9 protein-coding genes and 1 pseudogene are annotated in these 10,776 nt (G+C 67.4%); 4 read left to right on the forward strand and 6 right to left on the reverse strand.

From position 1 onward, the window contains the following. Nucleotides 1-179: 179 nt before the first annotated feature. The 3 genes from KZX42_RS17275 to KZX42_RS15995 form a co-directional block, all read right to left on the reverse strand. The gene (locus KZX42_RS17275) at nucleotides 180-302 is read right to left on the reverse strand and encodes a hypothetical protein (RefSeq protein ID WP_003168748.1); all 123 of its coding nucleotides are present in this window, start codon (nucleotides 300-302) and stop codon (nucleotides 180-182) included. Further along, on the reverse strand, nucleotides 302-1,261 hold the full coding sequence (locus KZX42_RS15990; protein WP_003168747.1) for an IS481 family transposase: 960 nt from the start codon (nucleotides 1,259-1,261) through the stop codon (nucleotides 302-304). Before KZX42_RS15990 ends, KZX42_RS17275 begins: the two co-directional genes overlap by 1 nt. 218 nt (nucleotides 1,262-1,479) lie before the next feature. Further along, on the reverse strand, nucleotides 1,480-2,121 hold the full coding sequence (locus KZX42_RS15995; protein ID WP_138140894.1) for a TetR/AcrR family transcriptional regulator: 642 nt from the start codon (nucleotides 2,119-2,121) through the stop codon (nucleotides 1,480-1,482). A 66-nt stretch (nucleotides 2,122-2,187) separates the two neighbouring features. Here KZX42_RS15995 and KZX42_RS16000 point away from each other — a divergent pair, with 66 nt between their 5' ends. From KZX42_RS16000 to KZX42_RS16015, 4 genes are read left to right on the forward strand one after another with little or no spacing between them, the layout of a single operon-like run. Further along, nucleotides 2,188-3,603: a TolC family protein gene (locus KZX42_RS16000; protein ID WP_248120989.1), complete on the forward strand. Its 1,416-nt coding sequence runs from the start codon at nucleotides 2,188-2,190 to the stop codon at nucleotides 3,601-3,603. Further along, nucleotides 3,600-4,652, forward strand: coding sequence for an efflux RND transporter periplasmic adaptor subunit (locus KZX42_RS16005; RefSeq protein WP_017505076.1), 1,053 nt, complete (start codon nucleotides 3,600-3,602; stop codon nucleotides 4,650-4,652). The genes KZX42_RS16000 and KZX42_RS16005 overlap by 4 nt, the downstream gene beginning before the upstream one ends. Next, the gene (locus KZX42_RS16010; protein WP_003166883.1) at nucleotides 4,649-5,812 is read left to right on the forward strand and encodes an ABC transporter permease; all 1,164 of its coding nucleotides are present in this window, start codon (nucleotides 4,649-4,651) and stop codon (nucleotides 5,810-5,812) included. Before KZX42_RS16005 ends, KZX42_RS16010 begins: the two co-directional genes overlap by 4 nt. After that, complete coding sequence (locus KZX42_RS16015; protein ID WP_017505077.1) at nucleotides 5,809-6,930, forward strand: ABC transporter permease; 1,122 nt, start codon at nucleotides 5,809-5,811, stop codon at nucleotides 6,928-6,930. The genes KZX42_RS16010 and KZX42_RS16015 overlap by 4 nt, the downstream gene beginning before the upstream one ends. Before the next feature lie 31 nt (nucleotides 6,931-6,961). Here KZX42_RS16015 and KZX42_RS16020 read toward each other — a convergent pair whose 3' ends face one another. The 3 genes and pseudogenes from KZX42_RS16020 to KZX42_RS16030 form a co-directional block, all read right to left on the reverse strand. Continuing rightward, nucleotides 6,962-7,696 carry a transporter substrate-binding domain-containing protein gene (locus KZX42_RS16020; RefSeq protein WP_248120991.1) on the reverse strand — a complete coding sequence of 245 codons (735 nt, stop codon included), beginning with the start codon at nucleotides 7,694-7,696 and terminating at the stop codon, nucleotides 6,962-6,964. Nucleotides 7,697-7,799: 103 nt separating this feature from the next. Further along, nucleotides 7,800-10,244, reverse strand: coding sequence for a heavy metal translocating P-type ATPase (locus KZX42_RS16025; RefSeq protein WP_017505079.1), 2,445 nt, complete (start codon nucleotides 10,242-10,244; stop codon nucleotides 7,800-7,802). Between the two features lie 35 nt (nucleotides 10,245-10,279). Further along, a pseudogene (locus tag KZX42_RS16030) lies at nucleotides 10,280-10,651 on the reverse strand (oleate hydratase); the annotation flags it as partial. Nucleotides 10,652-10,776: the final 125 nt, after the last annotated feature.

Here is a 10,776-nt window from a genome sequence, read left to right on the forward strand (position 1 = left end):
GACGACGATGCGGTCGCCGCTGACGTCGCGCGTGCGATCCGCAGAATCTTGGTGGATCACGATCACCCGCTGACGCGGGATGAGGCGAAGGAACTGGAGGCTTTGAAGGCCAAGCTTCCGCGTCCGTCGCGTAAAACTATGCGCGACCTCGGTCGACGCCTGGCTATGCCCGAAGACCCTCAGGACTGACCGACTCCATCCGCGTGCTGGACCAAGGATGCGGTCGCCGGGTCATACTCATAGGCGGTGATAGTCTGGTTGGTGATCCGCTCCACCACCTCGTCGATGACGTGTAGCGGCACTAGGTGTTCAGTCCAGGCATCTGGTGGATCGGATTGACGATGAACCGGTCAGGCTCTGACGTCCAGATTCTGGCGATGTATTCGTAAGGCGTGAGACCGTTGAGGGTCTTGAGCCTTCGGGCGAAGTTGTAGGCGGCCATAAAGTCGGCGAGGTGCGTACGCAGTTCGTCGTGGCTGTCGTAGTGGAAGCGTTTGACGGTGGCGTCCTTGATGGTGCGGTTCATCCGCTCGACCTGGCCATTGGTCCACGGATGGTTCGGCTTGGTCAGCCGGTGCTCGATGTCGTTGGCTTCGCAGATCATGTCGAAGCGCATCTGTCGCGAGAAGGCGGTGTTGCGGTTGCGAGGCTGCTCGGCGAACTGGATGCCGTTGTCGGTCAGGATCGTGTGGATCTTGTACGGCACGGCCTCCAACAACTGTTCGAGGAACTCCCAGGCGGTTCGTCTGTCGGCCTTGTCGACCAGCTGGGTGACAGCGAACTTGCTGGTGCGATCAATGGCGACGAACAGATAGAGCCTGCCCTCGGCCGTCTGCAGCTCGGCGATATCAACATGAAAGAAGCCGATCGGGTAACGCTTGAAACGCTGCCGCTTCGGCTTGTCGCCTTCGACATCCGGCAGGCGTGAGATGCCGTGTCGCTGCAAGCAGCGGTGCAACGCTGAGCGCGTCAGGTGCGGGATGGACGGCTGCAGGGCGTAGAGGCAGTCGTCCAGCGGCAGCAGCGTGTGCCGCCGGAACGCGACGACCATCGCTTCCTCGGCTTCCGTCAGAACCGTCGAGCGCGGCTCCTTCGGCCCGGTCTTGCGATCCTCGACCGAGGTCCGCTTACGCCACTTCGCCACCGTCTTGGGGTTGATCCCCAACTCCCGGCTCAGCGTCGCGAGCGAAGCCTGCGATCGCTGTATTGCTGCTCGGACGGCGTGCGTGGTCGTGGCGCTCCCGTGACGAACCTGGCCCATATGGCTTCCTTCCATTCCAACGAAAGGATCACACCATCAAAGCCTGGGACCAAACACCTAGTCGGGCCGGGTGGACGCTATATCACCGGCGCCACAATCGACGTCAACGCCGGGCGCACCGCAGCGAGCGTGGTGTAGGTGAACTCTCAGGTTCTTTAGAATAGGCCGGCATTGTGCGTGATCGGCTCACGTCCCTGAGGACCGGTCGCCGGGACTGTTCATGAGTTGATCGCGGATTTCGAGAACAGAAGATCGGCGAGGAGGGTCAACAATTCGCCGTCCTTTATTGTGGACGGTTCCAGTAGGCGCTGGAACATGGCGCCTTCGTGGACCGCCAGAATGAGGCGAGCGACGCGGGAAGACGCGTGGGGGCGGCTCGGCTCGATTCCCCTCCAGACACGGCCGACAGCCTCTTCGATAACCGAGAGGATGCGATTCTGCCGCGCGGCGTAATGGCTCGCCACCGCAGGGTTTCGTAGGGCGTGCAGACCGAAATCCGCCTGCAGCAGATACCAACTGCGGTCGAAGGCGTAGTCGGCGATGAACGCCCTGACGAAGTTCTCCGCCGCGGGTCCCGGTCTGGACAGGGCCGACGCAATCGAGATCTCGAGATGCCGTTCCAGCCGTTCGATCGTCCGATCGTAGATGGCGAAAAACAGCTCCTCCTGGGACCGGAAATTGGAGTTGTACGCGCCCCGGCTCAATCCGACCCGATCGCAAATGTCCTCCTGTGTCGCCCCCTGGAAACCGCGTTCGGCGAAGGCTTCCAGGGCGCCGTTGAGGATACGCTCGCGCGTCTGGGCACGCGTGGGACGGCTCCGGACAGGCCTTGGGCTCAAGAGAGCAGTCTTCTGAATCATTCGATACAGGTATGTATTGAGGTGGATCGATGTCAACGCTACGGTCGGCCAAGGAGAACCTCGCTCATGACCTTGCGACCTTCCATCCTGCTGGTCCTGCTGATCTCGTCGACCTGTGCGGCCGCCTACGCTCCCGCATCCAAGGCCCAGATCTCTGACGCCGAAACCTCCGGCCTCCAGACCGTTGGTCCTTTGCCCCTGACCTATCGCGACGCGCAGGCCAGGCTCCTGCAACGCTCGGACGCCATCGAGGCGTCGGACGCCGATGTCCGCAGCCGGGAAGCCCAGGAAAACGCCGTAAGGACGCTGCGGCTGCCCACGGTGGAGTTCGAGGGCCAGATGATGCGGTATCAAAAGACCCTCTATCTGCCGCTGGGGCCCTTGGCGGATGTCGCTCAGGACTACGCCATCAGCGATCCGTTGCAGTTCCAGATGGAACGCGACAGCACGCGGCCGATCGTCACCGCCACCGTCCCGCTTTATTCCGGCGGCCGGATTCCGGCCGCCCAAGCGGCCGCTGAGGCTCAACTCGGCCAGTCCCGGGCTGAGCGCCAGATCGTCGTCGATAACGCCCTGTTGCAGATGACCGAACTCTATTTCGGGCAACAGTTGCTCACCCGGGTTCGGGACGTCCGCCGCGACGTCCTGGCGGGCCTCGAACGCCACCTGGCCGATGCGACGATTCTGGAGCGCGGAGGGTTCATCAGTCGCGCCCAGCGCCTGCAGGTGGAGGTGGCGCGTGACGACGCGGCGCGCGAACTGGAGACGGCCGAAGCCAATCTGGCCAGCGCGGACACGGCGCTCTCTGGGACCTTGAGGGCGCCGTCGGGGATCGATCCGGCTACGTCTCTCTTCGTGCTTCTCCGGCCGCTCGAGCCGCTGGAAACCTATCTGCAAGCCGCCTATCGCGCCCACCCGCAGCTGGAGCGGCTCCAGGCCCTGGAAGACCAGGCGGAAGCCGGTGTTACCGCCCAGCGCGCCGAGCTTCTGCCGACGGTCTATGGCTTCGCCCAGTACAACTTTGATCGTCGGGACACCTTGTTGACCGATCCGGACTGGTCCGTGGGGGTCGGTCTCCGTTACACCCTCTTCTCCGGCGTCGATCGCTCGCAGAACGTCCGCGCCGCGCGCGAGAAGGTCGCTCAGGCCCAGGCGGGGCTGCGCGAGGCGCAAAGCCAGATCGAGATCGGCGTGACCCGATCCTGGAACGACGCGGAAGCGGCCCGGCGGCGGTTCCAGAGAACCGACAGCGCCATCGTCGCCGCCGAGGAGAACCTGCGCGTCCAGATGGTCGGCTACCAGGTGCAGCAAACCACCTCGCTCGACGTCATCGACGCCCAACTCGGCGTCGGACGCGCGCGGATCCAGCGCGCCCAGGCCGCCCATGACTTCGTGGTCGCGCTCGCCCGCCTTCTTCATGTCAGCGGCCGGATCGAGGACATGCCCGACTATATCGACCAGGGCGAAAGGATCGCGCCATGACCGACACCCAGGACACGCCGACGCCGAACACGGAGCCGGGCGGGGAACGGGGCGACGCCGGACCGTCTCGACGGCGCCGAAAACTGCTGCCCCTCGGCATCGGGGCGCTGATCGTGGCGGGGCTCGGCGTCGGCCTCTGGCTCAGCTATCGGCCCGTTCCCGATCAGCTTCAGGGGATGGTGGATGCGCGGGAGCTTCGGATCACCAGCAAGGTGACGGGCCGGATCGCCGACTTCCATGTGGAGGAGGGGCAGCCGGTCCGGGCCGGCCAACTGCTCTACACCCTCGACAGTCCCGAGGTCGCGGCCCGCTCGGAACAGGCGGGCGGCGCCCTCGTCGCCGCCGAGGCCACGGCCGACAAGGCCGACGAAGGCGCGCGTCCGGAGGATATCCGGGCCGCGGAAGCGCAATGGCGGCGCGCGCAGGCGGCGGCGGATCTGGCCCAGACGACCTATGCCCGCACCCAGGAGATGTACGACCAGGGCGTGATCGCGGGGCAGAAGCGCGACGAGAGCCGGGCCAATGCGGTGGCCTCGACGGAGGCCGCCCGCGCCGCTCGCGCCCAGTATGACCTGGCGCTGGCCGGGGCGCGCCGACAGGATCGCCAGGCGGCCGGGGGACAGGTGCGGCAGGCGCGCGGCGCCGTGGCTGAGGTCGAGGCGGCGGAGCGCGAAACCCGGGTGCTGGCGCCGTCGTCCGGCGAGGTCGGCCGGCGGCTCGCCCAGCCCGGCGAACTGGTCCCGCAGGGGTTCCCGGTCTTCATGCTCACGGACATAGAGCATCCCTGGGTGACGCTCACCCTGCGCGAGGATCAGTTCAGCGGGATTCGACGCGGACAGACTCTGACGGGTCGTATTCCCGCTCTGGAGAACCGCACGGCCCGGTTCCGGGTGACCTTCATCGCTCCCGCCGGAGATTTCGCGACCTGGCGTGCGACCCGGCAGTCGAGCGGCTTCGACGTCAAGAGTTTCGAGGTGCGCGTCGCACCGGTCTCGCGCGTCGACGGGCTGCGGCCGGGCATGACCGTCCTGTTCGACTGGCCGCAATGATCGCGGCGTTTCTCGCCGGCGCCCGACGCGAGATCGCCTTTCTGCGCGGGAGCTTCTGGGATCTGTTCCTCGTCGTCTGGCTACCGCTGGCGCTTCTCGCCCTCGTCGCCGTGCAGATGTCGGCGGGGGTTATGCGCGATCTGCCGGTCGCCGTCGTCGACGCCGACGGCGGAAGCGTCGCTCGCGATCTGGTTCGTCGTCTGGACGCCTCGCCCGGCCTGCACGTGGCGGCCCGCCCCAAGGATATGGCCGAGGCCGAGAGCGTGGTGCGGTCCAACCGCGCCTATGCGATCGTCATGCTGCCGCAAGGGCTCGAACGCGCGGTGCTGCGCGGCGAGGCGGGCAGGGTGCTGGTCTTCTACAACGCCAGCTACTCCACGCCCTCGGGGTCAGTGCTGCGCGAGGTCGGCGCCGTGATCCAGAGCCAGGCCCGGACCCTGGCCGCGCAACAGAGCGCGGCGATCCTCGGCCCGGGCCGGGTGCGGCCGGCGCCGATCCAGGTCCAGAGCCGCATCCTCTACAATCCCCAGGCCAGCTACGAGCTGCAACTGGTCGCCCTGATCCACCCGGCCTTGCTGCATCTGCTGTTCATGGTGGCGGTCGTCAGCGCCCTGGGACGCGAACTGCGAGACGGGACGATCGGCGGCTGGCTGGCCGGGCCGCCGCGCGAGGCCGCTGCGGCGGTCGTGGGCAAGATCGCGCCCTATGTGGCGATCTTTCTCGTCTGGGGCGCCCTGGCGACCATCTATCTCGCGGCGTTTCGCGGCTGGCCGGTTGAAGGCAGCGTCGGCCTGCTCCTGGCGGGCTATGTCGGCCTCTATCTCGCTTATGCGGGTATGGCCACGCTGATCGTCGGCCTGACGCTGTCCATGGGGCAGGCGCTGTCCATGACCGCCCTCTATGCGGGCGCCTCCTTCGCCTTCGCCGGGGCCGTCTTTCCAATCGAATCCGCTTCGGCCTTCGCGCGCGTCTGGAGCGCGCTTCTGCCCTACACCACCTTCGCCCGTCTCGTCGCCGAACAATGGATGATGGGCGCGCCCGCGGCGATGTCGGTCAACCTGCTGCTGATCCTGATGACCTTCGCGGTCGTGGGGTTCGGGCTGGGCCTGCCGCAATATCTGGCCGCCTCCCGCAAACCCGATGTCTGGGGGCGACGTTGATCGGCCGGGCCTTCATCGCGACGTTTCGCGCGGTCCTCGCCGACCGGTCGGCCTTCATGCTGATCGTGGTGTCGACGATCCTCTATTCCTTCTTCTACCCTTCCGCCTATTCCGGCGAGGTCGCCGTCCGGATCCCGGTCGCCGTGGTGGATCTGGACAACACCGGGGCCAGCCGTTCGCTGGTGCACAAGCTCTCGGGTCTGCAGCAGGCGGATCTCGTCGCCCGCCTGCCGTCGCCCGAGGCGGCGGACGACTGGTTGCGGACGAGAGGGGCGGGGGCGATCGTCGTCGTGCCTGCGGGGTTCGAACGTCGCATCCTGACCGGCGGGCAAGGGACGGTGGCCCTCTATGGCAACGGCGCCTATCTGCTGCGCAGCAGCACGGCGCTGGCCGGCATAGGCGCGGCGATCACGGCCGAGGCGGGCGAGGCCGCCGTCGATCAGGCGATGGCGCAGGGCGCGCCGGCGCCGCCGGCCCTGTCGGTGATCGCGCGCCCGCTGTTCAACACCCGCGAAGGATACGGCAGCACCGTCTTTCCGGGCGTCGGCTTCCTCATCATTCATCAGACGCTGCTGATGGGACTGGCGATGCTGGCGGCCACCCTGCGTGGCGAGGGGGGCCGGCTTCGGTTTGCGTCCCGTCGTCTCCTCGGCGTCGCGCTCGCCTTCTTCGTCATCGGCTGGATCGACGTCGCCTACTACGCCGGCTTCGTCTTCTGGTTCCAAGACTATCCACGGGCCGCCGCCGCGCCCGGAACGCTGATCGTGGCCGGCAGCCTCTTCGTGGCGGCGACGGTTGCAGCGGCGCTCGCCCTTGCGAGCGTCTTCCGCACCCGCGAGCGGCCCCTGCAACTGCTCATGGGCACCTCCCTGGTCATCTTCTTTCTCGCTGGACTGTCCTGGCCCGCGGAGGCGACGCCGACCTGGCTCGCCTTCCTCGCCCGACTGCTGCCCACGACGCCCGGAATCCATCTCATGGTCGGGGTGAACCAGATGGGGGCCGGCCTCGTCGAACAGGGGCGGGAGGTTCTCAACCTCCTGGGCCTCATCCTCCTTTACGGCGGCGTGGCGTGGTGGCGCTTCACCCGGCCGTCCGGAGCGCCCTCGACCGGAGCGTGAGCCACGGCGGGGAATGATCGCCCGCCGCCGCCTAGACCGGCGCCGGGCGTCCCGGACCGATCGCGAGGGCGGCGTCCTGTCCGCTGGCGACCAGCCTTCGGGCGACGAAGCCGGAGGCGACCAGATCTTTGAGAAGCGCCTCCAGGAAACCGCGCCCGTGAGGCCGCTCGCGGGGGAGGGCGACGGCCTGCTCGATGGCCTGGAAACTGTCCGGGAGCAGGCGGACGCCGGCCCGGTCGTGCGCCGCCGCCTCGAGCGTCTGGCGCACACCGGCGCAGACGTCTGCGCCGCCCTCCAGGAAGAGGGCGACGGCCGCCTGGGAGGAGGGCGTATGAATCCGTCGGGCCTGTTTCAGCGAGCGGTTGAGAAAGAGATCGTAGGCGGTGTTCAGGCCCGACGCGATCGTCACATCCGCGACGTCCACGTCGCGGACGGAGCGGAAGCGGGACTCGGAGGGAACCAGATAGGAGGCTTCGATCCGGACGTAGGGCGCGGTATAGTCCAGGACGGCGCGACGATCCGGATCGATTGCGAGGAAGGCGAGATCGCAGGCCTGATCCTGAAGCGCCGCCACCGCCGCCCCCGCCGTGGCGAAGTTCGACAGCTCCATCTCCACGCCGAGGCGCACAGCGATCTCCCAGGCGAGATCGACAGACACGCCGGCGAGAGCCCCGTCCGCCGCCCTCTGCGCCAAGACTGGATTGCCGAGATTGATCGCCACGCGCAACCGTCCCAGGGGCGCCAGTTCGGACCGGATGATCTGCATCGACACGTCCATTGCCATCCTCAAGCGCCGCACCGTTTCGACCGGTCTGGCTGACGATAGGTGTTTGGTCCTCGCCGTTCCACTCCGGCGAGAGCCGCGTCCGTCATATCCTCGTGGTCCGCAGCCGAAGCGCATTGCCGATCACGCTGACCGACGAGAGAGCCATGGCCGCGGCGGCGATGACCGGCGACAGCAGCAGGCCGAACACCGGATAGAGCGCCCCCGCCGCGATCGGCACGCCGGCGGCGTTGTAGAGGAAGGCGAAAGCCAGGTTCTGCCGGATGTTGGCCATGGTCGCCCGCGACAGGCGCCGCGCCCGGACGATGCCGGTCAGATCGCCCCTCAACAGTGTCACGCCGGCGCTTTCGATCGCCACGTCCGTGCCCGAGCCCATGGCGATTCCGACATCGGCGGCGGCGAGCGCGGGCGCGTCGTTGACGCCGTCGCCCGCCATGGCGACCACCCTGCCTTGAGCCCTCAACCGTGCGACGACCGCCGCCTTCTGGTCGGGCAGCACATCGGCCTCGACGTCGTCGATGCCGAGCTCGCGGGCGACCGCCTCGGCGGTCGTGCGATTGTCGCCGGTCAGCATGACGATGCGGATGCCCTCGCCGTGCAAGGCCTTCAGCGCCGCCGGCGTCGTGGCCTTGATCGGATCGGCGATGGCGAAGACCCCGCCGAGCGCGCGGTCGATGGCGATGTAGATGGCGCTGGCGCCGTCGCGTCTCAGAGCGTCCGCCTCCCGCGCGAGCGCGGCCGTATCGACGCCGTGTTCCGCAAGGAAGGCCGCGCCGCCGAGAAGGACGAACTGCCCGTCCACAAGACCGGTCGCCCCCTGGCCGATCGGCGAATCGAAGTCGGACACCTCGGGTATCGGAATGCGGCGTTGTTCGGCCGCGGCGACGATCGCCCGGGCGAGCGGGTGCTCCGACGCCTTTTCCACCCCGGCGGCGAAGCGCAGGAGGGGCTCCTCGCCGAAGCCGGGCGCGGCGACGATCCGGACCACTGACGGCCGGCCTTCGGTCAGGGTGCCGGTCTTGTCCACCACCAGGGTGTCGACCGTCTCCATCCGTTCGAGCGCCTCGGCGTTTCGGATCAGAACGCCGCTGGCCGCGCCCTTGCCGACGCCGACCATGATCGACATCGGCGTCGCGAGCCCGAGGGCGCATGGACAGGCGATGATCAGGACGGAGACGGCGGCGATCAGACCATGGGCGAGGCGAGGTTCCGGCCCCCAGATCGCCCATGCCGTGAACGCCGACAGGGCGATGGCGATGACGATCGGGACGAACCATCCCGAAACCCTGTCCGCCATGCGCTGGATCGGCGCACGCGACCGCTGCGCATCGGCCACCATCTGGACGATCCGGGCCAGCATGGTGTCGCGCCCGACCTTTTCCGCGCGGATGATGAGCGCTCCCGTCTGGTTCAACGTGCCTCCGGTCACGGCCTGGCCGGCCGTGCGGGTGACCGGCATGGATTCTCCGGTCACCATGGATTCGTCGATCGACGAGCGCCCCTCCTCGACCACCCCGTCGACCGGCACGGTTTCGCCGGGCCGGATCCTGAGCCTGTCGCCGATGGCGACGGCGTCGATCGGCACATCCTCCTCCCGACCGTCCCGTCCGATCCTCCGCGCGGTCTTCGGTGCGAGGTCGAGCAAAGCGCGGATCGCGCCGGAGGTCTGTTCGCGGGCGCGCAACTCCAACACCTGGCCGAGCAGCACCAGAACCGTGATGACGGCGGCCGCCTCGAAATAGACCGGGACCGCGCCGTCGGCGGTGCGGAAGGCCCGGGGGAAGAGGTGCGGCGCCAGGGTCGCGACGACGCTGTAAACCCAGGCGACGCCTGTTCCCATGGCGATCAGGGTGAACATGTTGAGATTGCGGTTCGCCAGCGAGGCCCAGCCGCGTTCGAAGAACGGCCATCCCGCCCAGAGGACCACCGGCGTCGCCAGGACGAACTGAATCCAGACAGAGACGCGCATCGGCACGAGATGGTGCAGCGCCGGGACCAGGTGAGCGCCCATTTCCAGCAGAAAGACCGGAAGAGCCAGCGCCAGACCGATCCAGAACCGCCGCGTCATGTCGGCCAGCTCGGGACTTAGGCCGAGGTCCGCCGTCGCGACCAGAGGCTCCAGCGCCATGCCGCAGATCGGGCAGCTTCCCGGCGCGTCGCGGCGAATTTCCGGATGCATCGGACAGGTCCAGATCACGTCCATGGATGCCGACGCCGTGTTTCGGCTTGCAGGTTTTCCGTGCGGATGGGGGCGGGCATGCGGACGGTCATCGGCGCTCAAGGCGTTGTTCTGGCCGGCCGATGACGCATAGCGGTGCGGATCGGCAACGAACTTCGCCTTGCAGCCTGACGAGCAGAAGAAGAAGCGCCGACCCTCGTGCTCCGTATGAACGGCGGTCGCGGGATCGACCGCCATGCCGCAGACCGGATCGCGCAGGGGCGGGCCGGCCGGCGTCGCGCCGTCCGACCCCTTAGGATGGTGATGTCGCCGGCCTGCGGCGGGGCCGCTGCGGCGATCGTCGTTGGTCATTCTTCACCTTCTTTCGCGACGACGTCGCGCTTCGCTCACTCCGATATCAGGTGAAACTCCTCGATCAGTTTCGCAATCTCGGTGCCTTCAAGCTTCTTCATCAGCAGTTTGCGCAGGAAGGCGGGGCCGGGAACTTCTATGCCTTCGCCATCCCGAAGAGGCGTGATGGCGGCGAGCAGGGTCCGAATGTCATAGGTGGAGTTGAACACTTCCGGCACGCCGCGTTCGACATTCATCAACGTATAAACGGCCTCCATCGGCGTACGCACCGAATATTCGGTGGTGAAGATGCAGTCGCGTTGTCTGGATTCCGCGAACTGGCCAATGAAGGCGAAGTTGACCGCTCCCTCCGGCACCACGTCGGGCCGATCGCCGACCTGGCGCGGCATGAAGAAGGCGGTGATGTAGGCTCAGGACCCATTGAAGTGAGGCGTGCGATCTGATTCAGGCTCCTGAGGAGTCTGGATATGAGCGACCTGTATTGGCTGACGGACGAGCAGATGGCTCGGCTGGAGCCCTTCTTCCCCAAGAG

This window comes from Brevundimonas sp. EYE_349, from assembly GCF_023147505.1.
Lineage (GTDB): Bacteria > Pseudomonadota > Alphaproteobacteria > Caulobacterales > Caulobacteraceae > Brevundimonas.

Excerpts from the sequence above, each read along its gene's own strand:
- KZX42_RS15990 (WP_003168747.1), bottom strand. The coding sequence starts at position 1,261 with ATGGGCCAGGTTCGTCACGGGAGCGCCACGACCACGCACGCCGTCCGA.
- KZX42_RS15995 (WP_138140894.1), bottom strand. The coding sequence starts at position 2,121 with ATGATTCAGAAGACTGCTCTCTTGAGCCCAAGGCCTGTCCGGAGCCGT.
- KZX42_RS16000 (WP_248120989.1), top strand. The coding sequence starts at position 2,188 with ATGACCTTGCGACCTTCCATCCTGCTGGTCCTGCTGATCTCGTCGACC.
- KZX42_RS16005 (WP_017505076.1), top strand. The coding sequence starts at position 3,600 with ATGACCGACACCCAGGACACGCCGACGCCGAACACGGAGCCGGGCGGG.
- KZX42_RS16010 (WP_003166883.1), top strand. The coding sequence starts at position 4,649 with ATGATCGCGGCGTTTCTCGCCGGCGCCCGACGCGAGATCGCCTTTCTG.
- KZX42_RS16020 (WP_248120991.1), bottom strand. The coding sequence starts at position 7,696 with ATGCAGATCATCCGGTCCGAACTGGCGCCCCTGGGACGGTTGCGCGTG.
- KZX42_RS16025 (WP_017505079.1), bottom strand. The coding sequence starts at position 10,244 with ATGACCAACGACGATCGCCGCAGCGGCCCCGCCGCAGGCCGGCGACAT.